Here is a 22,932-nt window from a genome sequence, read left to right as displayed (position 1 = left end):
AAAGGGAGGCTAAAGGGTGTTTTCTGGCTTTTGACGGGTTAAGATCATATACCCCAATATACCGGATACCAGCGATGCTAGTAAGATGCCATATTTGGCTTCGGTAACCATCAGTGGGTGGGTAAAGGCGAGCTCGGTAATGAATAGCGACATGGTGAAGCCGACCCCAGCGAGTAAGGCAACCCCGGTTATATGTCCCCAATTGGCCCCTTGGGGTAGTTTGGAGAACCCGAGTCGGACCATTAGCCAGGCAAAGAATAGGATCCCGACAAGCTTCCCCACCACCAGCCCCGTGGTTACCCCAAGGCTTACTGGATTGATGAGAGTACTAAAAAAATTGCTTCCTATCAGGATACCTGCATTGGAAAGGGCAAAGAGCGGCATGATCACAAACGCCACCCATGGATGAAGGTTATTCTCTATTTTTTGCAATGGAGTCTCTGCATCTAAGCTTATTTCCTTAATATTTTCGATAATTTGGTGTTGCTCGGGTGTGGTTAAGCTACCATTCTGAGGGATAGCCGTTTCGAAATCCTGGGTGTTTTTTCGGATCTTTAGAAGATACTCCTCTTCATTAATTTTGGTGCGGGCTGGAATCGTAAAGGCCACAAGCACCCCAGCAATGGTTGCATGAACTCCCGAGAATAGGAAGCAAGCCCATACCGCAATGCCAACAATAAGATAGAAAAAAGTGGTTCTTATTCCTAGAAGGTTACCGGCCATTAGGACAAGCAAAAAGCCAGCGGCCAGGGCTAGGGGGAAAAAGGTGATTTGAGGGGTATAGAAAAATGCGATAACCAAAACCGCACCGAGGTCGTCGGCTACGGCCAGGGCCGATAGGAAAACTTTTACAGCATTGGGGATGTTTTTCCCCGCCAGGGAGAGTATCGCCAAGGCGAAGGCGATATCGGTGGCCATGGGTATTCCCCATCCATGAACGGAGGGGGTATTGATATTGATCAGGATATAAACAGCGGCGGGTACCACCATGCCTCCCAGGGCGGCCATCATAGGCAGGGAGGCTTTTTGTAGGGTAGAAAGTTCGCCGGAGGAGAACTCCCTTTTAAGTTCAAGGCCTATTACGAAAAAGAACAGCGCCATAAGTCCGTCGTTGATCCAAACATGCAGGGACTGTTTAAACGTATATGGACCCAGTTCAACTCCTAATTCGTTAGCCCATAGATGATGATAGCTTTCTGAAAATGCAGAATTTACCCAAATAATGGCCACAACCACCTGAATGAACAGGATGATTCCTCCGGTAAATTCTTGATGAATAAACTTACTTACGGGGCGTACGATGTGGTCGATAGGAGATTTGGCCATTGTTTAGATATCGTTTTAGGGTTGGGCCCACTTCCTCTTGGACGAACGAAGGTGGGCTTATGATCATGGATTTAATTGATCGGCTTGGCATCATTTTGCGTAAAAATGATGCCAAGCCGATCAAACCAGTGGAAATAATGGGTGCTGGCGGGGCGACCTATTGATGGAAGGCCTCGCTTTATGTTCAAGGATATACGAAATGATCCCTAGGGATGGTCCCCAGGGATTCGGCTTTAATGGGTTCTACGCTCCAATATTGCTACAGGGTTATATCAGTGGAGAGGTGTGCGTCTCAGCAAAATCCGATATTACTGGTTTATGAGGCGGATGGTGTTTTTATCTTGGACGGGTATCAGTCTTCCAAAACTAGTTAAGGGCTTACCCATTTCTTTCATGGTTTGCTCAAATTGGCCTACTGCCTCTTCCTTGACGGCTACCAGTAATCCTCCACTGGTTTGTGGGTCGGCCAGGATATATTTTTGGCGGTCGGTTAGCGGGCCAATTTTATGACCATAGCTAGCCCAATTGCGTTGTGTGCCTCCGGGAAAGCATCGTTGATCGAGGTAATAAGGGAGGGAGGGAATGACAGGCACTTGGCTGAAATCAATTTCGGCGGCTACGCCACTGCCTTCGCACATTTCAGTAAGGTGGCCTAGCAGGCCAAAGCCTGTTACGTCGGTCATGGCCGTTACATAGTCCATCTGAGCGAAAGTTTCCCCTAGCTTGTTCAAAGTCACCATGCTCGTTAGCGCGATGGCTGCATCGTCGGGTGTTAATAGGCCTCGTTTTTGAGCAGTAGAAAGAATGCCTACTCCCAAGGGTTTGGTAAGATATAGGCGACAGCCTACCGTAGCCGTGGCATTTTGTTTTAGCTGAGCGATCGTGACCATTCCGTTGACAGAAAGGCCAAAGACGGGTTCGGGGCAGTCGATGCTGTGCCCACCCGCCAAGCTAATACCGGCTTCGGCACAGATGGCCCGGGAACCTTCCAGTACTTTTTGAGCTATTTCGGGGGCGAGCTTGTCTATGGGCCATCCCAATATGGCTATGGCTAGTACTGGCTTTCCGCCCATGGCGTACACGTCGCTTATGGCATTGGCCGAGGCGATACGGCCAAAGTCATAGGGATCGTCGACGATTGGCATAAAGAAATCGGTGGTGCTTATCAGGGCGGTGCCGTTGCCCAAGTCAAGGACGGCTGCATCGTCTCTCTTGTCGTTGCCCACCAACAAATGGGGGTCGGCGGGGTGATGAATTCCTGAATGAAGGATTTTATCTAGAATCGCAGGGCTAATTTTGCAGCCGCAGCCGGCCCCATGCGAAAATTGGGTGAGTTTTATGGGTTCTTCTAAGTTCATAGAAAGGTATAAAAGGATTATAAATGCCGACCAAGTTCAAGATCCAGAATGAGACCCACTGCTTCGTGAAGATTCTGCCGGTCTATGGTCAGTGGGATGATATTGTCTTTATTTTTCTTCGAAAGGCTCTTTTCATAGGTTTTGTCATAATAACCCAGTGCGATTCGGATAAATTCTTCCATATGGTCCTCTACGATGGCTTCCAGGGCTTGTTTGGTCCTTAAAGGGCCTAGTCGCTTACGAATTCGTTCGGTGCCTGCTACCAAAAATGGTTTCTCCAATAGTCCGTATTCGATCGTTAATGCTTCGACGCGCTGTTGGGTGCTTACCTGCAGGTCAATCAGTGGTGCAAGCTGCATTTGGTTGTAAAAGCTACGTGGAATGGTGCGTTTGCCGATATTAATACTTTCATCTTCTACCCAAAGTACTGTCTGTCTATCCACCTCTTTTAACTGCCATGCCATATTGTTTTCGAACTGCTCTTGGCTAGGTTGCACCAGTCGGTTCATGCTGCCAAAGGCGGATCCCTGGTGCTGTGCCAAGTCTTCAAGGTCGATCATTTGATGACCCATCTCCCGCATTTGCTGTAGAATACGGGTCTTACCTGAGCCAGTCTTTCCCCCGATTACCCGTAGGTTATAGTCCAATTCGAATTGGCTATGGCACCATCTGCGGTAGCTTTTATAACCTCCCTCTAGCAGGTAGACCTCGAATCCATAGAGGTCTAGGGCCCAGGCCATGGCTCCACTGCGCATCCCACCACGCCAACAATGCAGGGCAATTTTTTTGTCAAGGCTGATGGCCAAGGCCTCTCTGATAAAGCCCGACCATTTGGAGCCGGTAAGGTCAAATCCTAATAAAATAGCCTTTTCTCTGCTTTGCTGCTTGTAGGTGGTTCCTACCCGCACCCGCTCTTCATTGCTAAATAGAGGGATATTGAAGGCACCGGGTATATGTCCGTGGCTATGTTCGGCGGGAGTCCGGACGTCTACCAGTGGGACAGAAAAGCTGGGTTCCAACAAATCGACAATATTGATCCTGTGAATCATGGTCAGGCGGCTAGGCTTAGAAAAACTACAATTTGAGAAAAAATTTGTCGGGAAAGGAACTATTGACAGAGATATTTACGAATAAGTAGTCGAGTTCGCTTTCTATTTTAAGGTTTTATGGTTCAAAATACGATGTTTCAGGGTGCTATCATTCCGATACAAATGGGGATGGGCCAAATAAGGAAGAGGCCATTGCAACTGAATGCAACGGCCTCTTTTCACAATAGAATTAGGGTTTTACGTCATCTAGAATTTATCGGGTAACTACGAACTTCTTAGTTTGAACGGTCCGATCGCTAAATAGTGCTTGTAAAATATAGGTTCCTGCGGGGAGGTCGGTAACCTGGATAGGTGCCTGCCCTAGGCTATACTTTAAAATACGTCCAGATACGTCCAATACCTTGGTCGACTCTATCGTCTTGTCGGTATGGGTCAAGGTTAATTCATCGAAGGCGGGGTTGGGGTAGATGGCCCAGGTAGTGGCAGTCATCCATTTTACCACTTCTGTTCTAGAAAATGCATAACTACCATCGTAGTCCACCATTTTGAGACGGTAATAATTGTCTCCACCTAAGGGCTGAGAGTCCGATGTGTGGTAGCGATACAGTCCAGTGTTCGATTCCTGATGGAAGGTGGTGAATGATTGGCCGTTGGCACTTCGTTGTACTTCAAAATGCGAGAAGTTTTCTTCTTCGGTAGTAGTCCAATCTAACTCGACTTTATTTTCTGAGGCGTGAGCTTTAAACGAAATCAGCTTAACGGGTAGAGGGTTGATATTCTGAATGCCAAAATTCTGGTTGTCCACATTTTCTGCCGAAGTGGCCAATTCTATCATTCCTAAGGTACTACCCTGGTTGGCTTTGTTACCGACTCCAATGTGGTCACCGGTATTGACCCAATCCCTATTTGGTAATGAAGGTGCTTTGGCGCTATTGGTGGCGGCCAATACCAGCATATATCCCGTGGCATGGGCAGGAACATCGGGCAGGCTATAAAGTCCGTCGATTTCTACTGGGCTAGAGGTAACAATTTTATCAGTACCATCGAGCAAATTTACGAATAGTCCTCCAGCGTTGGTACCCGTTTCTCCTTCATCTTGTACGCCGTTACCGTTATTGTCACTCCAGACGAGCCCGTTTACGGTAACTGGAGCCGCTGTAAGATTTAGTATGGCCTGGCCTTCAGTGCCTTTGTTTACGGATTTTATATCGGCATTGTCTTTGGCAACGAAGGGAATGATAACTGCGATGGCGCCATTTACGGCAGGGTCGATGGCCACAGTTGTTCCTGCCACGGGTACTCCATTGGCATCCGTTACTATTTCAATACCTTCGGCCGGGATAGGATTACCTGAATCATAGGTTACCCCATTTATTTTGATGGCACTGGCGTGAGACGGTATGGCCGTAATGACAATTTTGGTGACAGTCCCAGGACTAGGATCAGTGCTGCTAGCAGTATTGTGAAAGGCGGTTAGTGGGACATCAATAAAGGCATTTCCAGCAACATTAGCTGCATTTGCGGTTCCTTGTCCGGCAGTTGGAGCTAATTCGATACCAAAATTGGCATTGGTAATCCCGGAGCCAGTAGTCGAAATCGCGAGCTCTCCATTCGGATTGCCATCGTTTCCTGCACCGGAACCGATAGTTTCACCGGTATTTTTCCAGGAATCGCCCGATTTTCCTACAATTAGAGTAGGGTTCGCAGGGCGGGGTTGACCGATAGTGGCCGAAACAATGCTGAGGCTAAGGATATAATCATGTTTTCCATCAGGAGCCTACGTCCAAGCGTATACCCCGGTATTGAGGTCGACAGGAATTGTGGCCACGATGATGTCGGTGGCATCAGTAATGTTTACAAAAAGTGCTATAGGTGTTCCAGTGGTGCCCAAATTGCCTATTTTGGTTCCATTGACTGTAAGGTCGCTTAGGCCGTTGGTGTCATTGAATACGGATCCTGATATAGTTTGTAATGGATCGGAGAGTGCTACGGTTGCTTGGCCCTCAGTAGCTTTATTTACGGATTTTACTCCTGCGTTGTCCACTGCCATAAAAGGGATAACAACAGTTGTTGCCCCGTCGGAATCTGGATTTATGGAAATGGTAGTTCCCGAAACTGGTAGACCATTTGCATCGGTACTGATTTCTACCCCGTTAATAGGCATGGGATTACCCGAGTCGTAGGTTACCCCATTTATTTTAATGGCCGTGGCGTTTGCTGGGATACTGGTAATGATAATTTTGGCTACGTTACCAGGAGTGTCATCTGAGCTATGGGCCAAATTGGTGAAGGTAGCCAACGGCACGTCTATGAATGCACTTCCTTTTGCATTTGTTGCCGTAAAGTTTCCTTTGCCTGCTATCGGGGCCATTTCAATACCAAAATTAATATTGGCAATGCCTGCATTGGCAATCGTTGCTTTCACTTCTCCATTGGGAGTCCCATCACTTCCGGTTCCAGTACCCATGTTTTCGCCTATGTTGGCCCATACAGCCCCATCTTTTCCCGTTAAACTGGAAGGGGTGGGTAGCTTGGGTTGCCCAACGGTAGCCTGAATCGTGTTCAGACTAAAAGTATATTCTTCATTATTATAATTGGCAGTAGTCCATTGGTAGTTGCCTGCTGGGTCTACAGCCACGGAGGCTACGGTAGTTCCGGCGGCATCACTGATGTTGACGAACAAAGGAATGCTAGGAGAGCTTGAGAGTTGACCTATCTTAGTGCCATTAACTGTAAGATCGCTCAAGCCATTTGCATCATTGAAGACCGACCCTGAGAGGGTAATTGGTCCAACGACGGTGATGGATTTACTTTCTACTGTTTCGCGGCCACAGGCATCGGTGACCGTACAGGTAATTAAGCAAGGGGTATTTGTTATAGCATTGGGAGCGGTAAATATCGGATTGGCAATGTTGGCGTTGCTAAAAGTCCCGCCGCAACTATTGGTCCATTTGTAAGTAACACCTGGTGTAACGCTGACGGCCCCTAGCTGGATTTGAGCACTGGCGCCAACGAACTCACTAGAGCCTGGAGGCAGCGACAGGGCCAGTTGAGGAGCCTTGTCAATAATGGCTAAAAAGCTCCAGTTAAAGAAGATTCTTTGGGCACCAACGTTTTCGGCTTTATTGCCTCCTATATCATGCCCAGCCTGGTACATGACTTGTCCACGGGTGTTGTCGCCAAAGGCGCGGCCATACACATTGATGGCGGCCGTACCTGGGGCATAGGTAGTTTTCTTGACGATCGAGGCGTAGGTAATCATTTTGGTGGAAGGTAACCAGCTACCACCTACCTTCGGTAGGAATACGCGCTCAGAGCCATTGGTGTGAGCCTCATCGGTAATGCCCATATATTGTGAAGCAGGATCGCCAGGCAAAACATGTGTAAAGGGCAATTCAGGGTCATCGTGGTCTCCATAAGGAATTAGTCCTGATGTAGCACCATTGGGTGCACCAGAAGTGAGGAAGTTCATTTGAATGGTATTGGCAGGGTTCTTTAGGTTTTCCAATACACTTACGGCATGACATCCCGCCCAAATGGCCCCTTTATGGTCCTTATTCCAATCATAAAGATTACTATGTGTAGTCCAAGTTGGGTCAGCGTGCGGCATTACAAATATGTCGTCGCAGCTATTTAGTTCGGAAGGTTCCTTCCAATTTTTATCGCTACTCCCACCGTGAGCTGTAGCTGGTATACCTGCAGATTCGAAAAAACCTGCTGCGATACTCCCATTTTTATGGTCGAGAACCCATTTGGGTGCTACTTTAAGGACGTAATCTACGTCGATAGTCAAAGGAGTGTTAGTCGTGTTGCCCACCACACCTTGGCTTTTCCAGGAGTTGATGGCCGAGTTTACCGCTGTAGTGCGAAGGTTAGCCGGGATTATAAAGGTCCCGCCCCGGTAGGTCACTCCCTCATGAATAAAATCGGTCCCGTCCTTATCTTTCGACTCATTGATCACCCACCTAACATTTACACCATAGTTTTTTAGAAGATCATAAACCATACCATATGGTTTAAGTCCGTTACCTTCAGTTTGTGGAACTACACCCATATTGACGATAAAGGCTCCGGCAGGAAACGTTTCGTTCGCTGCAGTGGCCATTGATATTGAAAACCATCCTAGACCGATCATAATAAACAAGGTGTTTGTCCAGTGGATAAGGGGAGGCCTTTGAGGTATACTGGTTTTTTTTTTCATGATGGTATTAAATTTTGAGAGATAGAGGTTTTAGATATTTACTTGTAAATTGGTAATTGGTGTCGCCGAGGTTAATTTGGTAGTATACTGCAGTATTCTATTTGAACTCGGTTGTTGACTAGATTTTTATGGTTTTCAATAGAGTAAGGCTATAAGAATAGCACTATAGGAATATCAAAGTCCATTTGAACTTTGTACCTAGAAAATGCTGCCAATAGTATGTTATATACCTGCTAATGAAGCGAGTGACTACCGATTGTGCAGTCGTAATAAATTTTGTTTTTTATAGAAATTGCTTCCCTTTAATTCCAGGGGTTAGTCTCGAATTTTTTTTCTGTTTTGATGCAAATATAGTGACCGAATGAATAGTTGCAAGTCTTTATAACCTGCTTGTTATGAATGTTTTATGGGTAGTTTAAAATCGATTGTTTCGTAATAGTTCGAGAAGTAGGTTTGTTAGAGAAGCTGGGTCGTCTGTTGGGTAGGTACTAATCCACCTTATAGAAATATCTTAAGGTATCTTAAACAGTCGGTATACCGTTGACCAACAGCCTTATTTACCGTGTACAAGTTCTTTGTCAGGGGTAAATAGAATAACGTTTACCTGTACACGTAGGTGTTGGTATTGTTTTAATATGGATTAATAGAAGTTTCTATATTTTACAAAGGATTCCAAGTGACCTATTGTAATATAATAATCACTTGCTTTGATACTGGAGTCAAATTTGAATATGGCCCTAATTGAAAGCATATAGAATATATTTAGCCTATATTTCGGGCCGAAATATCAAAGTTTTAAAATGAATTGGCAATCCGTATAGTCATATTTCTATAGGATTTCAATTACTAATCTTAATGTTAATAAGGGTAACTTATAAATACCTGTTTGCTGGAAACCGTACAAGGTTCAATCTATTTTAATTCGGTTACATGGGGTCAAAGAAGAAAAATAAGAATAATTAGGGTAATTTTAAATTTAGAACCTGCCTAATTTATAATCAATATAAATTACTAAACTACCCAGAAACCGATCCATGCATTTCTTACACAAACTACCCTTTGTCAAAAGTTGAATCGCCTGATGAAACGCTGGTTTTTAAAACTATCTATAGTAACTGGATGAGGGCGGTGAACTCAATACCATAAGGCGTGCTATTAAGTATCTATTTTTATGTTCATCACGCGCGGTACGAGGTAGATTATCGATAGATAGTTTGTATAGTAGGTTCGAGTGGGGACATTGTTTACAAAAAATCGTAGTACTGCCCTGGGGATAGGAGTTGATTAGGATTTATGATGTCGATCTTCTGATCTTTGCGGTAGCTATGGAGCCTTCATCAGGATTTGTAAATCATGTAATTTATAGATTACCTGCCTTGTTTTTCCGTTATTCTTGCTATTATACTGATTAACGTCAAAATACGGGTAGGTTCTTACCAGCCGGTCTTCTTCTATGCTAAAGCGGTCGAAACCCAAGTACCCTTCCAACATTCCATCCCTTAAATATTCCTTGGGATCTAGCGGTTCGGTTTCAATTTTTGTAAGCTCCCCTTCCGTTGAATTGGCCAATATCATAAAATCGCCCTTACGATTCCCTTCAAGTTCTTTGGTGAATATAATGAGCTCTTCCTCTCCATTTTGATCGATGTCGGCCAGCTCCACCCGATCGACCGGGTCGATGGCTCCAATTTCTAAGGGGATATTGCGACGATATCCTTCGGTGTAGATGGTTAATTCGGCGAATCGAATGTCCTTGATTCTTGTTTCAACGATCTTGATTTTCTTTCCGTCTTGGGTCGTTTTATTATAAGTATATTGCTGGGTTACAGGAATGTTTTCAGCCATTTGCAGTTGGCTTAACGGGCGGTTCTCCTTCTTTTGGGAGCATGCCCCTAGTATCGTAAGTGACAGCAAGACAATGGTTTTCATTTGATTCTGTACTTTTGAGGCGATTCATGACGATCCGTTTTAAACTAGATCTTTTGTTGCAACTACCAATTTGTCAACTCAAGGGACATTTTACAATGAATTGCTCTCTGAATAAAGGATTATAATGTGTTTGTTTAAAACCTACAGCAGTGCTTAGAACTATAAAGGACCTACCTTCAAGATCTTTTGTAACATGGCTTGAATTTTAGTCAAGTGTTTGGAGGTTCAAAATAAAAAAAATGGCATAAATATTGATAAATAGTGTAAAATAATTCGAGCAAATATTAGAAAAAAGATTAGTTCTTTCTAATATTTGCTTTGAAAATGTTCCTTTCAGAGGTTTTTTTGTTTATAAAACGCTCCATTTCGCTCTTGGATCTCGATTAATAAACCATAATGGAGCCAGATCCATGACTTTCGGCATAGTATAATCGGAGTCGGATCACATATTCACGTCCTTTAATGAGGCGTATATGTAGTTTTGAGTTAAACCAGGTGCCACTGTCATCATCGCCAGCCATATAGATGTCGTCGGTAGCGGTACGTTCCAGTAGTACCATGACCGTATCCATTTGGCCAAATGTCTCTATTTTGTATCGTTTTGAGATTTTGGGTTTAAAAATAAAATTCTTTTGGCCCCCAGCCTCAATATTCAGTATTTCCGATTTTCCCAGTGTCATTTCTACTTCATCATTTTTAGGAAAGGGGGGGTAAAACTTAGCCACAAATTCTTTGTCCTTGGCCGATAGTCCACCGGCAGGAAATATACCGTTACGGAATCCTTCTGGCTCCAAAATCAGTCCAGGTCCGAAAGGGTAATGCATCACCGAATTGGGGTCATGGGTGGATCCTTCTACCTCCTGGGGGTTCAGCTTCCTAATAATGTTGTGGAAGGTAGTCTCTCTTGACCAGTTATTGGGTGGGGCGGCCAAGGCGGCATATACGGCCTCTTCGTCCCAGACAATGCCAGCAAATGGATTTTGATGTTCATGTGGAGCACCTAAGGTATGTCCTATCTCATGGATGGCGGTGTCAATCTCATTGCTGATATCCCATCCGAAATTCATCGTACGTTCGTCAGGCGATGGGACAAAGTCGATGATGTCGCGACCCAGGTACGACCAGGAGCCATCTCCCCGCATAAAACCGATCCGGATTTCTGCCTCGTTTTTATCCGAAGTTTCGGTGAATTCTAGGCCTATCCCAACATTTTTCCAGGCGGCAAAGGCGGCGCGAACCACATCCATCTGGGCCTTAGTGCCTTTCCAAGTGGACGGACTTCCATCGTTGCTTCCATTGAAAAAATAGTATTTCAATTTGGTGCCATTCGCCCATTTGTTTCGAGACATTAAGATCATGCTAGCCCTCATGCCCACCACATCGGGTGCTAACGGCCTCGGAGGGACGGACATAAGCTTACAGTACGACGATGTCGTACCATCCTTTTTTTTAGGGGATTCTTGCGCTTTCATAGGATAGATCGTGTTAGTTGTGAAACGATTTGTTGTCCTGTCTTGATAGTACAATATAATCAAATAATATTGCAAAAGAATACCGTTTACACAATTGTTTTTCCTATTATTTGCTAGTACGGGTTCTATTTTTAGATTATATCCCGGCTCTAATATAGCTCCAGCCCTCATGCTGCCGCAGCACCAGCCGGCCTATCCCCGAAGGGATAATGATCGTTTTCTCTAAGAGCTGATCCTGATTCAAAGAAGCGGAATCCAACATCTTGATACAGGCCATTATGAGGACTCCTCGTGCCTGAAGCGCCTGGAGCTCTGCCTGGAAGGGGTTGTCGTCTTTCCTGCAAAAAGCCGCTGATGCACCATGACATATGATTTCTACTGATACTCTTCCATCCAAATAATCGAGGAGGTTTCCGATTTGACGGATCATGCTCTTAAATACCCTAGGCTCGTCAGAGGTTAATTGAACGACCGTTTTATAATCTTTTTGGGGGGTGTCTGTGGTTTCCATTATAGTATTTATGTTACCCTTAGAAAACTAAATAGAAGCCTTTAATAGTATAGCTAGCCATAATTTTTTGTGTGACTATGGGCCTGCAGGCGCCTTGGAATACGGCAGGTTACACTGCCGTCGCTTGCGATTCTACGTAAGCCTTAAAATGCTTAAGGATACTCTGCCAGCCCATTTCCTGAAGTTCGAGCGTGTTTTGGTTTTCGGCCTCAAAGGTTTCTATGACTTCTATGCCTGCTTCTAACTCCGTGAAAGTCACCGTTGCGTTTCTGTCATCGTCCATGGTATAGGCTATGCTTTTTAAGGGGACCACAGCGGTGTACCGGCCCGAAAAGTCGAATTGTTCGGGCCCATTTTTTGACGCCATGGTATAGGAAAAGTGGCCGCCCTCCTGCAATTCGTTGCTGGCCTTAGGGCAATGCCAGTCGGGTGAAGCGAAGTTCCACCCTTGTATATGCTTGGGCTGGGTCCAGTAATCCCATACGGTACTAAGGGGGGCTTCCACCAGGATGGATACGGTGATGGTGGGTTTGGGTTGGTCTTTCGATTCTTGATTTTCCATAAATTTGATTTTTAAAATAGACCGTTAAATGGTTACTGATGGCGCATTTCCTCGAGTGCACCTGTTACAATCCATAGGTTCATTCCTCGTTTTTCTAGGTCTCAGGCCGCCGGGAGCGATCCGAGACAGTAGGGATGACCACTAAAAAAGTAGACAGGCTTGGTAGGTACATCCTCCGATGATGCTAATTCCCTCCTATGGTAGGGGTAAAACAGGCGGGCATGGCCACTGTAATTTTGTATGGAAAGCAGTGGATATGGAGTTGACGTGCTATGGAATTTGCAGCGGATCATAAATAATGCGAATTTTGGTCATGGACCACATAAGCTTATATGAACGTATTGGAGGGGATACCACCCTTCGCGCCCTTACCGATCGGTTTTATGATCTGGTTTTTGAGCATGAACAGATTTCTCATCTATTTAAGAATAATAAAGAGGAAATCAAAGAAAAACAGCGGTTGTTTTTAACACAGTTTCTGGGCGGCCCCCAGTTGTACTCCGATATTCATGGCCATCCTATGATGCGCGCCAGGCATATGCCTCATGCCATTACTGAAGAGGACGCAGTAGCATGGCTTCGCTGTATGGCTGAGGCCATCGGTGAGCTCCCCCTATCGGAACCCTTAAAGGAAGAGCTCTTTAGCCGTTTTCCAAAGACAGCATTTTTTATGGTGAATAAAAATTCATGACGTATAGCGGCTTTCTTTTAGAGTCGGCACGGGGTTTTAGAATAAATAATTTTCTGGCCATTGAATCAACGCATGTACATTCATTATAAGGATACATTACCTTTGCAGTATGAATTTTAAAGAAGAATTAACAGAGTACCCTATTCTTTCCAGTGTTTTGGAAGCTTCGGAAGGGCTAGGGGAGCAGGTATATTTGATAGGTGGTTTTGTTAGAGATTTGATACTCAAACGTCCCAGTAAAGACATCGACATCGTGACGGTGGGTAGTGGTATAGCCCTAGCTGAAAGGGTTGCAGCCCTGCTTGGCCCGCAGGTGCAGGTGCATATATTTAAGAATTTTGGCACCGCTCAAATCAAGCAAGGCGACTTGGAGCTCGAATTTGTAGGAGCTCGCCGGGAGTCCTATCAGTCCGATTCCCGAAAACCTGCCGTGGAGGATGGAAGCCTGCAGGACGATCAGAACCGTCGCGATTTTACCATCAATGCCATGGGGATAAGTCTTAACAAAAAGGACTTCGGAGAGCTAGTAGATCCTTTTGATGGATTGCGTGACTTGCGCAAAAGGATTATAAGGACTCCACTAGAACCCGGAATTACTTTTTCGGACGATCCATTGCGCATGATGCGGGCCATCAGGTTCGCTACCCAGCTCAATTTTGATATAGAACCCGATACCTTTGAGGCGATCATGGCCATGAAAGATCGGATCTCGATCGTTTCTATGGAACGTATTTCCGATGAGCTCAATAAGATTATTTTGGCCAAAACCCCTTCCTACGGTTTTAAACTCTTGTATCATTCGGGATTGTTGGGCATCATTTTTCCGGAGATGATCGAGCTGCAAGGTGTAGAGAATATAGAGGGAAAAGGACATAAAGATAATTTTTACCACACCCTTCAGGTGCTGGATAATGTTTCGGAAACTACCGACGACCTTTGGCTACGCTGGGCGGCCATCCTTCACGATATCGCCAAGCCTGCTACCAAGAAATTCGATAAAAAAGTGGGCTGGACTTTTCATAATCATGAAGAAGTAGGGGCTAGAATGGTGCCTACCATCTTTAGGAGAATGAAGCTCCCATTAAATGAAAAGATGCGTTTTGTAAAGAAGCTCGTCCGTTTGCATTTAAGACCGATCGTGCTCACCAAGGATAATATTACTGATGCGGCTATGCGGCGGCTTTTGGTAGAGGCGGGGGAGGATATCGAAGACCTAATGAAACTCTGTAGGGCCGATATTACCTCCAAAAACCCTTTGAAGGTTAAAAAATATGTTCAGAATTTCGATTTGGTAGAACAGAAATTAAAGGACCTTGAAGAAAGAGACAAACTGCGTAATTTTCAGCCTGTCATTACTGGAGCTCAAATTATGGAAGCCTTTGGTCTTAAGCCCACACGGGAAGTTGGGGAGATCAAAGAGGCCGTTAGAGAGGCGATTTTGGAGGGACTTATTCCCAATGAGCTAGAGCCAGCTTATGCTTATATGCTCAAAATTGGGGCCGAAATGGGAATAAAACCCATAGCTTAGCCCGCTGAATTCTTTTGATTGGGGATGTTTTAATTCGGATTGGATTGACGGATTTTTTTATATAATGTAAATGATTTTATAGTACCTGAACATGGAAAGTACACGCTTTAAACGCTTCTTTGGGGCATTATTGACAATTTTAGGGATATCGGTATTGCTCTTCGCCTGCGTAGCATACTTATCCGATAAGCCCGTATTGGGGCTAACGGTCAGCAAATGGAATTCGGTAGTTCCATTTTTATTGGGGACCGTATTTTTGGTGACCGGCGTTAACCTGATTAGCAGGAGCTAAGTTCGCTCTATCAGCTTGGCCCCTACGGTGCACTGCAGGCATTTTTTTTGACTGCAATATTGAGCATGCCACTCCAACAGGGCTTGGGAGTCGGCGGCCGTCCCAACGTTCATGTCTAAGGTTTTCCAGAGTCGGGTGATTCGATTATTTTCGGCTGGTAAGGATACTAAGAAAAGCAAGGCCCTGTCTATGAGCTCGGGAAGCTTGCGGGTAGTGCCGTAGGCTACCAGCAAGGGAGCTACTACATTAATAATTAGGGTGTTTGTGGATTCCTTGCCCATGAAGGAGATGGGGCGGGTACTCGTTTTTTCAAATTGATGATGGGTCACCCAATAGGGCGACTGTTTTAAATGAAACATCTGTTGTATTTTTGAAAGACTGGGGGTGTTTACAAAATGCGTGAATAAGGATTCACTTTGAGCTAGGTACTGGGCAAATTGGGCGATCCGAATGGTGGGAAATCCGACGGGTCGTAGCCTTAGAAGTTTCCATTCGGTAGGGACCATTTGGGTATGCAGCTGGTACTTCTTTGATAAAAAGGCATACTCCGTCTGTAGAGATAGCCCATAGTCGTCGGATGGGTGCTCGGGGATGAGCCCCGCCGTGCCAAACAGAAGGGCCTCTAGGGGAAGTATTCTGTCTTTTTGTTGTCGGATCAGCCTCCAAGGCAAAAGGCTACACAGCCGAGCAAATGGGGCTTCATTGAGTTTGAAACCGAAATGTTGACCGAGGAGCTGGTAAACCGTTTCCTCCCAATCCGATAAATTTTCTGTCCATATTTCCAGGATTTTGTCCGCTTTTTTTTGAAGCCGCTCCAATAATACCCGGTCGAGCATGACGAGTTTTTCGAGGCTCGACACCGCCTCAAACTGGTCGGCGCAGGGGATGGGCAAGGGGGAGTCCACGAGCTGGTGGTATTGGGTGATGACCGACTGCCGTACCAATCCGTTGAGTGTTAGGGTGGGGATCAGGGTTCCGTCCCTCCTGGCAACAGGCTGGTCATTATTCCATACTACATGCAGGATTACCGACTCATAGGCATGGTCGGGACCATGTTGGTGGCGGTGCCAATCCGAGGCGTTTACGTGTATTTCTACGTCGCCGACCCATAGGAGTTGGTCTAAGGCTAAGCGGGCTCCAGAAAAATCGGGACCCGAAGTCCTGTTTCGTTGGCCTATTTGATGAACGGTGATGGCCTGACCTTCATCGGTTAAGAGCTCTTTTTTTTCAAAGTATTGAAATTGCCAAATAAAGCTTAGAATCTCTTCGTTCATGAAGGTCGGTGTTTCGTGAAAATTAAAAACCGATTTAAACTAGAAACGTTGGCGAAACCTGAATAGTTTCGGTTATTTGTAGGTGATTTGACCCGCTAAGTTTCGTAGTTATACCCTAAATATTTATATGCTCAGTCGCTTTTTATTTATAATACTTAGACTTTTGGTTTATTCTGTGATCATCTCCCTGGTATGGGTGATTACTTTAAAATATGTACCGGTATGGTTTACTCCTTATATGATCAGCACCAAGCTGGAAGCCATGGCCTCAGACGGCGATGCCAAGTTATATAAAGATTGGGAGCCCTATGAGCATATATCTAAGGAGCTTGCCTTAGCCGTGGTAGCGTCCGAGGATCAGAATTTCCCAACACATTGGGGGTTCGATTTCGATGAGATTTATAATGCCATGACGGCCGAGAAAAAAAGGGTCAGGGGCGCCAGTACCATATCCCAACAAGTGGCTAAAAATGTCTTTTTATGGCACGGCCGAAGTTATGTGCGCAAGGCATTAGAGGCCTATTTTACCGTCCTGATCGAACTGATATGGGGCAAGGAAAGGATCCTGGAAGTATACCTTAATGTGGCCGAAATGGGTCGCTTAACATTTGGTGCCGAAGCTGCCTCGCAACGCTACTATAAAAAAGCTGCCAAGGGGCTTACCCGTGCGGAAGCCGCCCGTATCGCTGCAGTATTGCCCAATCCGATTCGATTGTCTATTAAGAACCCATCAGCTTATGTTAACAAACGTACACAACAGATTGTACGGCAAATGCGCTACCTAGGGGGGCAGAAATACATCGCTGAACTAAAATAATTCGCTCAGGTCTATAGCCCCGTGGTTATGCCCGAATTGCCGAAAGTGCTTGGGATGGGCCCCTACAAGTATTAGAGAAGGTATTAGCCACACCGTAAAACCGCTCTAATAATGAGAGCAGTTTTACGGTATAGGCGCTATTTAGCAAGCGTTATAGGATCGGTGCAGCAGGAAGGCTACAGACCCTTGAATAGAAGGTATAGTGGGGCCTATTAATAGGTAAAGGCGTGGGTCAATGCCCCACACTGCTTTCATAACCTAATAGGGTGATTTGATAAGGAGTTCCCCCCATGGAATGCTTACTCTGAGAGGCTAAATCTTGGAGTCGCACCTGAAGCAACTCTCCGGAAGTAGGAAGCGTGATATAGGCAAATCGTTGAGATAGGACCAGTTGTGGTTTTTGGCTGGCATCCTTAGCGGTTGCCGCCAGGATGGAACCCTCATTTTGTAAGCTGAGGGTGGCTAGGTCATACCATTTGAAAACACCCGAATGAAGTAACACGCCAAGCTTCGATAGATCGTAACTGGTTTTGCATTGCATAATATCGGTGTTCTCGATAATTGGGGTAAGGGTATTGGCGGTGACGTCGATTAGGTAAGCCCCTTTAGCAGCCGTATAGCCGATAAATTTTCCCGCAATCGATGTTTCTAGGATGGTTCCAAACCAGGCCGTCTCAAAACTGGATGGGTACTCAATTAACCTCTGTGTTCCATCTTGTTCTACGACGAATACCCCGCTAGCCGATCCAAACACGGCGTAAGTACCGTCAGAGGCATTTCCATGAATGCCCTGCACCGCCAAGGTGGACTCGTGAATGGTCTGCCCCGCCGAATTAATGATTTTAACACGCTCAGGAAGCACGCCACTGATGGAATTGTCCTTTACGGTAACGGCATAATTCCCATTAGAGAACAGAGCCATAGCTCCGTGATGAACCAATAAACCGGCCTGGATCGTCGAGAATTTTGCACCTGAAGTATGCACGTCCGACTCCTGTGCCACTGACAGGGTGCCATCGCCATCATTAAAGGTAAGTATTTGGCCATATTTACTTTTAAAATGGGTAGGTAAGGCCGATTCACCTAGTAAGGCCCCGAATTTGGGTGTGCCAACCGTACCGATATGATCGCCATGAAATTCAAGACCGATATCAAACGTTTCGGTAAGATTATTTTCCCGGTGAACGATCCCGGCCAATCTTCCCGACTCCGTCGTGTAAAGCGCGGATTTGGGGAATTTTGCTGAAAAACCTTCCATCTCGCCTGAGGCAGGTTTTAATAATGAAAGCGTGTTACTGTTTACATCCGATACGAGCACCCTTAGATAGGTGAATTCTTTGGAAGTTTCATCGGGTTCAGGGTCGTGATTGTCTTTTTGGCATGATTGAAATACGAATGCTACCAATATAAGTAGGAGGTAGGAATGGCTGTAGATGGTTTTCATTTTTAATAATGATAAATTAATCATGGATAATAATCGGTGAAAAAGATTTTTTTGGGGTGTTAGACTTAGGGACTGTCGTCGGCTTGGCGCCTACAGCGTAAGGGTGGTCCTCGCTTCATGGTTAAAATGAGTATTTTTCTATGGCCCACTAGAGGATAGGAAGGGTGTGGATAGGCAGTAAGATGAATAGGGATGGAGGGGTAATATTCGGTCATATAATGGAGTATCAATCAAAAGGAGCCTAAGCCAAAAGGATCCCGTTTAGATGGTGAAGCTAAGTCGGAATTTAAATGTAACAATGTTGCAAATATAGTTATGTTCTCTATGAATGCAACATTGTTGCAAAAAAATGTTTGATCCTTCGTTTGGAGTATAGAAGCGATTGGATCAGACAAAACAGGGAGGAGCGGGTAATAGGGGTGATTAATTTTAGAATAGAAGCCCTAAAAGGGTGGTTGTAGCATGGAAGCTCCATGGGATAGTGTTACTTTTGTAACTTATTCATTTAAATTTTATCTGTGGAAGGGGAAATACTAAGAAACTTCGTCTTTCTAAAGAACCAGGTCTAGTAGTACTAAATCGTTTTTTCTTCTAAGCGCTTCAACAAACAATTGCCTTATATGGTTAGATATCCCGATTCGTTAAAAGTCTTCGTTGCCATTGATTGTATTATTTTTGGTTTTGATGGAAAGGATTTAAAATTATTATTAGTTAAAAGAAAGCTAGAGCCCGAGTCAGGTAATTGGTCGTTGATGGGTGGGTTTCTGTTTCCAAACGAAGACTTAGAAGAGGGAGCGAGTAGGATATTAAAAGATTTGACTGGCCTTACCAATATTTACTGTGAGCAGCTGACCGTAAAAGGAGAGAAAAATAGAGATCCTGGTTCAAGGACCGTCTCCGTGGTTTTCTTTGCCTTAATCAAAATCGAAGAGTCGGATCAGGAATCGGTAAAAAACCATAATGCCTTTTGGATAGAGCTCGATAAGCGCCCTAGCCTTATTTTCGATCATAATCAAATGGTTTTGGAGGCCATCGACCACCTACGTTATAAAGCCGCTTTACACCCTATTGGCTTCGAATTGCTGTCCGAAACTTTTACTATACCTCAATTACAAAAGTTGTATGAGGCCATCTATAATGTACCGATCGATCGGCGCAATTTTAGCAGAAAGCTACTTTCTACTTCTTTATTGATCGATACGGGAATGAAAAATATTCATTCTACAACCAAGAAAGCGACTCTCTACCGACTAGACAAAGTGCGTTATAACGAAAAATTCCACGCTTTTTGGAATTTCATGGCGGATGCCATGAAATAGTTTTCCTTCTACAGTTCTTTCATTATTTCCGTCCCAGTAGTCTTTAAGTACTTGGGGGGCAGAACCATATTTTCGTAAAAATAAATGTGTCAAAAAAACACTATTGAATTATTTGTTTATATTTGTTCGGGGAAAATCAATAAGGTATTCTTAAATTATTTTATGATATGAAGGACCAGTATGTTATAGGAATAGACTATGGTACCGACTCGGTAAGGGCCTTGGTAATAAACGCTGCCAATGGGCAAGAAGAGGCCTCGGCGGTGAGAGCCTATCCACGATGGAAGCAACAATTGTACTGTGATGCCAGCAAATCACAGTTCAGGCAGCATCCATTGGATTATATAGAATGCCTGGAGGGGGCGGTTGTGGACGCATTGGGGCAATGTGACGCTTCCATAGCTGGACAAATAAAGGGGATATCAATCGATACAACGGGGAGCACTCCGGTGGCCGTCGACCGGTCGGGGCAAGCCTTAGCCATGCTTCCAGAATTTGCCGACAACCCCAATGCCATGTTTATCCTATGGAAGGATCATACGGCCAATGCGGAGGCTGAGGAAATCAATCATTTGGTGCGCAATTATGAAATAGACTTTACTAAGTATGTAGGGGGGATATATTCGTCAGAATGGTTCTGGGCAAAAATATTAAAGACTTTGCGTTCCGACTACCGCATTAGGGAGAAGGCCTTTTCTTGGGTAGAGCATTGCGATTGGATTTCTGCGCAACTTACGGGAAATACCGATCCCCTGACATTGAGGCGGTCCAGGTGTGCGGCGGGCCATAAGGCCATGTGGAACGAGGAGTTTGATGGGCTACCGTCCGAAGATTTTCTTACGAAGCTAGACCCCTTACTCTCGGGGCTACGTGACAAGCTTTATCAAGATACTTATACTGCCGATGCCGCCATGGGTACCATTTCGGCGGAGTGGGCTCAGCGCCTGGGCTTACCTGCCGACGTAAAGATTGGTGTCGGAGCCTTTGATGCGCATATGGGTGCCGTTGGGGCCATGATAGAACCATACGCCCTGTGCAAGGTCATCGGGACGTCGACATGCGATATACTGGTGGCCCCCAACGACGAAGTGGGACATCTGCTCATTAAGGGGATTTGTGGGCAGGTCGATGGCTCGGTGCTGCCGGGCATGCTTGGGATGGAAGCGGGGCAGTCGGCCTTTGGCGATATTTATGCCTGGTTTGCCAAGCTAATTCTGAACCCGGTGAAGGATTTGCTAGGGAGTGAGCTAGCCGATGAAATCCATGATAAAATTATCCCATACTTGGCCGAAAAGGCCAAGGCCCTTCCCGTTACGAAGGACGATATGGTGGCGGTCGACTGGCTCAATGGGCGTAGAACACCCGATGCCAATCATACCCTAAAGGGTTCGATCATGGGGTTGGATTTGGGGATAACCAGCATCAAAATATTTAAGTCCCTGGTAGAAAGTACTGCTTTTGGCTCCAAGAGTATCGTGGAGCGTTTCGATAGTGAAGGAGTAAAGATTAAGGAGGTAATAGCGATAGGCGGGGTGGCTCGTAAATCGGACTTTGTGATGCAAATCTTATCGGATGTACTGCAAGTGCCTATTAAAGTAGCCAGAGCCGACCAGGCTTGCGCCTTAGGAGCGGCCATGTTTGCGTCGGTAGTAGCGGGTATTCATCCCAATGTGCATGCCGCCCAGCAGGCCATGGGCACGGGCTTCGATGCCATATACACGCCAAGGGAGGCAGAATCCAAGATTTATCAGCACCTTTATGGCAAGTATTTGCAAGCAGGAGATTTTGTGGAAAATGTATTTATAGCCAATCAGGTGGTGTAAGAACCAGCGGGGTGCCATTCTAAAAAAATAGCTAATATGTCTAAGTATAAGGATTTGAAGGAGATGGTCTACGAGGCCAATATGGAGATTCCACGGGAGAGCCTGGCCATCGTCACCTTTGGCAATGTAAGTGGCATAGACAGACAGGCCGGTGTGATCGCCATAAAACCCAGCGGGGTTCCTTACAGCCGTTTACGGGTGGAGGATATCGTGGTGGTCGATCTGGAGAACCAAGTTGTCGAAGGAAACTTACGTCCATCATCCGACACTAAAACACATACCTTATTATATAAAAATTTCGAAGAGATAGGTGGGGTCTGCCATACGCACTCTACCTATGCCGTGGCCTGGGCCCAGGCCCAGCAGGCTATTCCCAACTTGGGAACCACCCATGCCGATCATTTGGTGCAGCCTATTCCGGTCACAGCAGTGATGAGCGATGAGGCCATTACCCGGGATTATGAAATAGAAACAGGGCATCAAATTATCCAAACACTAAAGGAAGGGGCCATGAGTCCGCAGGAAGTAGAGATGATTTTGGTGGCTTGTCATGGGCCATTTACATGGGGGAAAGATCCCGCCAAGGCCATATATAATGCCATAGTCCTCGAAGAAATCGCCAAAATGGCTTATTTAACCCTGCAGATCAATCCTGAAACTAGTCCTATCAAGTCCACGATGATTGAGAAGCACTACTTCAGAAAGCATGGCAAAGATGCTTATTATGGGCAAGGCTGTTAGGGATATTAAGAATCCGATTTCTTGGCAAGATTCCTCATCTGTTGAAGGGCTTCTTGCCGGGAAATTTTTTTAGTACTGGTCTTAGCCGCTTCTATTTTATCTTTAGAGAACCGCCCCTGAACCATTTTGAATAGGCTGAAAAACATCTTATTGAATTGATTTTATGGTTTATAGATTTCATGAATGGTTATTGCTGCTACTTCTTTAATCTTAATAGATTCGTATGCAGCATCTCTATATCCAAAGGCTTCGAGAGAAGGTCCAGGATATAAGGATTGGATTTTACTCTTTCTATGTCTCTATTGTCGATAGTGGAAGAGAGCATAAAAATATCGATTTTTTCCTTGGTTTCGGCGGGTAAGCCGCTGTATTCGTCTACAAATTCGAAACCATTCATATCGGGCATTTGAAGATCGAGCAATATGACCGATTCCGGCATATTTTCCGCATTATTTTTTATCCAGTTGAAAGCTTCCTTTGCCGAAAAATACTTTTGTACAGAGAGTGCCATACCACTTTTCAACAGTAGTTTTTCATAGATAAACAGGTCAAAGGAGCTGTCGTCAATCAAGATAAAATGAGTCGCTATTTTCAT

At 45.2% G+C, this 22,932-nt stretch carries 19 protein-coding genes; 7 read left to right on the top strand and 12 right to left on the bottom strand.

Annotated elements, in window-relative coordinates; genetic code table 11:
• Window positions 1-9: 9 nt before the first annotated feature.
• The 9 genes from nhaA to CLV98_RS14140 form a co-directional block, all read right to left on the bottom strand.
• The gene (gene nhaA, locus CLV98_RS14180) at window positions 10-1,326 is read right to left on the bottom strand and encodes a Na+/H+ antiporter NhaA (RefSeq protein WP_109675026.1); all 1,317 of its coding nucleotides are present in this window, start codon (window positions 1,324-1,326) and stop codon (window positions 10-12) included.
• A gap of 308 nt (window positions 1,327-1,634) precedes the next feature.
• Entirely contained in the window at window positions 1,635-2,684 is a 1,050-nt protein-coding gene (gene selD / locus CLV98_RS14175; protein ID WP_109675024.1) for a selenide, water dikinase SelD, read from the bottom strand.
• 17 nt (window positions 2,685-2,701) lie between these two features.
• The gene (gene mnmH / locus CLV98_RS14170) at window positions 2,702-3,733 is read right to left on the bottom strand and encodes a tRNA 2-selenouridine(34) synthase MnmH (protein WP_109675022.1); all 1,032 of its coding nucleotides are present in this window, start codon (window positions 3,731-3,733) and stop codon (window positions 2,702-2,704) included.
• Window positions 3,734-3,986: 253 nt separating this feature from the next.
• The gene (locus tag CLV98_RS14165; RefSeq protein WP_109675020.1) at window positions 3,987-5,027 is read right to left on the bottom strand and encodes a T9SS type A sorting domain-containing protein; all 1,041 of its coding nucleotides are present in this window, start codon (window positions 5,025-5,027) and stop codon (window positions 3,987-3,989) included.
• A gap of 483 nt (window positions 5,028-5,510) precedes the next feature.
• On the bottom strand, window positions 5,511-7,934 hold the full coding sequence (locus tag CLV98_RS14160; protein ID WP_109675018.1) for an autotransporter outer membrane beta-barrel domain-containing protein: 2,424 nt from the start codon (window positions 7,932-7,934) through the stop codon (window positions 5,511-5,513).
• 1,323 nt (window positions 7,935-9,257) lie between these two features.
• Complete coding sequence (locus CLV98_RS14155; RefSeq protein WP_146202284.1) at window positions 9,258-9,863, bottom strand: hypothetical protein; 606 nt, start codon at window positions 9,861-9,863, stop codon at window positions 9,258-9,260.
• Between the two features lie 383 nt (window positions 9,864-10,246).
• On the bottom strand, window positions 10,247-11,335 hold the full coding sequence (locus tag CLV98_RS14150; RefSeq protein WP_211320041.1) for a M12 family metallopeptidase: 1,089 nt from the start codon (window positions 11,333-11,335) through the stop codon (window positions 10,247-10,249).
• 136 nt (window positions 11,336-11,471) lie between these two features.
• Window positions 11,472-11,846 carry a DsrE family protein gene (locus CLV98_RS14145; protein ID WP_109675014.1) on the bottom strand — a complete coding sequence of 125 codons (375 nt, stop codon included), beginning with the start codon at window positions 11,844-11,846 and terminating at the stop codon, window positions 11,472-11,474.
• Between the two features lie 109 nt (window positions 11,847-11,955).
• A complete protein-coding gene (locus CLV98_RS14140) occupies window positions 11,956-12,408 on the bottom strand; it encodes an SRPBCC domain-containing protein (RefSeq protein ID WP_109675012.1) in 453 nt (150 codons plus the stop codon).
• Window positions 12,409-12,721: 313 nt separating this feature from the next.
• Between CLV98_RS14140 and CLV98_RS14135 the strand changes: the two genes are divergently transcribed.
• The 3 genes from CLV98_RS14135 (at window position 12,722) to CLV98_RS14125 (ending at window position 14,919) form a co-directional block, all read left to right on the top strand.
• Window positions 12,722-13,099, top strand: coding sequence for a globin domain-containing protein (locus tag CLV98_RS14135; RefSeq protein WP_109675282.1), 378 nt, complete (start codon window positions 12,722-12,724; stop codon window positions 13,097-13,099).
• A 109-nt stretch (window positions 13,100-13,208) separates the two neighbouring features.
• Entirely contained in the window at window positions 13,209-14,627 is a 1,419-nt protein-coding gene (locus CLV98_RS14130) for a CCA tRNA nucleotidyltransferase (RefSeq protein ID WP_109675010.1), read from the top strand.
• 91 nt (window positions 14,628-14,718) lie between these two features.
• Window positions 14,719-14,919, top strand: a complete 201-nt coding sequence (locus tag CLV98_RS14125; protein WP_025764576.1) for a hypothetical protein — start codon at window positions 14,719-14,721, stop codon at window positions 14,917-14,919.
• Here the strand turns inward: CLV98_RS14125 and CLV98_RS14120 are convergent.
• On the bottom strand, window positions 14,916-16,193 hold the full coding sequence (locus CLV98_RS14120) for a DUF2851 family protein (protein ID WP_109675009.1): 1,278 nt from the start codon (window positions 16,191-16,193) through the stop codon (window positions 14,916-14,918). The genes CLV98_RS14125 and CLV98_RS14120 overlap by 4 nt on opposite strands.
• Window positions 16,194-16,320: 127 nt before the next feature.
• Between CLV98_RS14120 and mtgA the strand changes: the two genes are divergently transcribed.
• The gene (gene mtgA, locus CLV98_RS14115) at window positions 16,321-17,010 is read left to right on the top strand and encodes a monofunctional biosynthetic peptidoglycan transglycosylase (RefSeq protein ID WP_109675006.1); all 690 of its coding nucleotides are present in this window, start codon (window positions 16,321-16,323) and stop codon (window positions 17,008-17,010) included.
• Window positions 17,011-17,242: 232 nt separating this feature from the next.
• Here the strand turns inward: mtgA and CLV98_RS14110 are convergent, their stop codons facing one another.
• Window positions 17,243-18,454: a hypothetical protein gene (locus tag CLV98_RS14110; protein ID WP_109675004.1), complete on the bottom strand. Its 1,212-nt coding sequence runs from the start codon at window positions 18,452-18,454 to the stop codon at window positions 17,243-17,245.
• Window positions 18,455-19,074: 620 nt separating this feature from the next.
• On the opposite strand from CLV98_RS14110, the gene CLV98_RS14105 reads away from it, so the two are divergent.
• From CLV98_RS14105 to araD, 3 genes are all read left to right on the top strand, one after another.
• On the top strand, window positions 19,075-19,773 hold the full coding sequence (locus CLV98_RS14105; protein WP_109675002.1) for an NUDIX hydrolase: 699 nt from the start codon (window positions 19,075-19,077) through the stop codon (window positions 19,771-19,773).
• 167 nt (window positions 19,774-19,940) lie between these two features.
• Complete coding sequence (locus CLV98_RS14100) at window positions 19,941-21,596, top strand: ribulokinase (protein WP_109675000.1); 1,656 nt, start codon at window positions 19,941-19,943, stop codon at window positions 21,594-21,596.
• A 36-nt stretch (window positions 21,597-21,632) separates the two neighbouring features.
• Entirely contained in the window at window positions 21,633-22,337 is a 705-nt protein-coding gene (gene araD / locus CLV98_RS14095) for an L-ribulose-5-phosphate 4-epimerase AraD (protein ID WP_109674998.1), read from the top strand.
• A 196-nt stretch (window positions 22,338-22,533) separates the two neighbouring features.
• On the opposite strand, the gene CLV98_RS14090 is transcribed toward araD, so the two are convergent.
• A complete protein-coding gene (locus CLV98_RS14090) occupies window positions 22,534-22,932 on the bottom strand; it encodes a response regulator (protein ID WP_109674996.1) in 399 nt (132 codons plus the stop codon).

Source organism: Dyadobacter jejuensis (genome assembly GCF_003149085.1).
Taxonomy (GTDB): domain Bacteria; phylum Bacteroidota; class Bacteroidia; order Cytophagales; family Spirosomataceae; genus Dyadobacter; species Dyadobacter jejuensis.
Note: the sequence above shows the minus strand (reverse complement) of the source record. Positions and strands in the feature narration are given on the sequence as shown.

Excerpts from the sequence above, each read along its gene's own strand:
- nhaA (WP_109675026.1), bottom strand. The coding sequence starts at position 1,326 with ATGGCCAAATCTCCTATCGACCACATCGTACGCCCCGTAAGTAAGTTT.
- selD (WP_109675024.1), bottom strand. The coding sequence starts at position 2,684 with ATGAACTTAGAAGAACCCATAAAACTCACCCAATTTTCGCATGGGGCC.
- mnmH (WP_109675022.1), bottom strand. The coding sequence starts at position 3,733 with ATGATTCACAGGATCAATATTGTCGATTTGTTGGAACCCAGCTTTTCT.
- CLV98_RS14160 (WP_109675018.1), bottom strand. The coding sequence starts at position 7,934 with ATGAAAAAAAAAACCAGTATACCTCAAAGGCCTCCCCTTATCCACTGG.
- CLV98_RS14155 (WP_146202284.1), bottom strand. The coding sequence starts at position 9,863 with ATGAAAACCATTGTCTTGCTGTCACTTACGATACTAGGGGCATGCTCC.
- CLV98_RS14150 (WP_211320041.1), bottom strand. The coding sequence starts at position 11,335 with ATGAAAGCGCAAGAATCCCCTAAAAAAAAGGATGGTACGACATCGTCG.
- CLV98_RS14145 (WP_109675014.1), bottom strand. The coding sequence starts at position 11,846 with ATGGAAACCACAGACACCCCCCAAAAAGATTATAAAACGGTCGTTCAA.
- CLV98_RS14140 (WP_109675012.1), bottom strand. The coding sequence starts at position 12,408 with ATGGAAAATCAAGAATCGAAAGACCAACCCAAACCCACCATCACCGTA.
- CLV98_RS14135 (WP_109675282.1), top strand. The coding sequence starts at position 12,722 with ATGGACCACATAAGCTTATATGAACGTATTGGAGGGGATACCACCCTT.
- CLV98_RS14130 (WP_109675010.1), top strand. The coding sequence starts at position 13,209 with ATGAATTTTAAAGAAGAATTAACAGAGTACCCTATTCTTTCCAGTGTT.
- CLV98_RS14125 (WP_025764576.1), top strand. The coding sequence starts at position 14,719 with ATGGAAAGTACACGCTTTAAACGCTTCTTTGGGGCATTATTGACAATT.
- CLV98_RS14120 (WP_109675009.1), bottom strand. The coding sequence starts at position 16,193 with ATGAACGAAGAGATTCTAAGCTTTATTTGGCAATTTCAATACTTTGAA.
- mtgA (WP_109675006.1), top strand. The coding sequence starts at position 16,321 with ATGCTCAGTCGCTTTTTATTTATAATACTTAGACTTTTGGTTTATTCT.
- CLV98_RS14110 (WP_109675004.1), bottom strand. The coding sequence starts at position 18,454 with ATGAAAACCATCTACAGCCATTCCTACCTCCTACTTATATTGGTAGCA.
- CLV98_RS14105 (WP_109675002.1), top strand. The coding sequence starts at position 19,075 with ATGGTTAGATATCCCGATTCGTTAAAAGTCTTCGTTGCCATTGATTGT.
- CLV98_RS14100 (WP_109675000.1), top strand. The coding sequence starts at position 19,941 with ATGAAGGACCAGTATGTTATAGGAATAGACTATGGTACCGACTCGGTA.
- araD (WP_109674998.1), top strand. The coding sequence starts at position 21,633 with ATGTCTAAGTATAAGGATTTGAAGGAGATGGTCTACGAGGCCAATATG.
- CLV98_RS14090 (WP_109674996.1), bottom strand. The coding sequence starts at position 22,932 with ATGAAAATAGCGACTCATTTTATCTTGATTGACGACAGCTCCTTTGAC.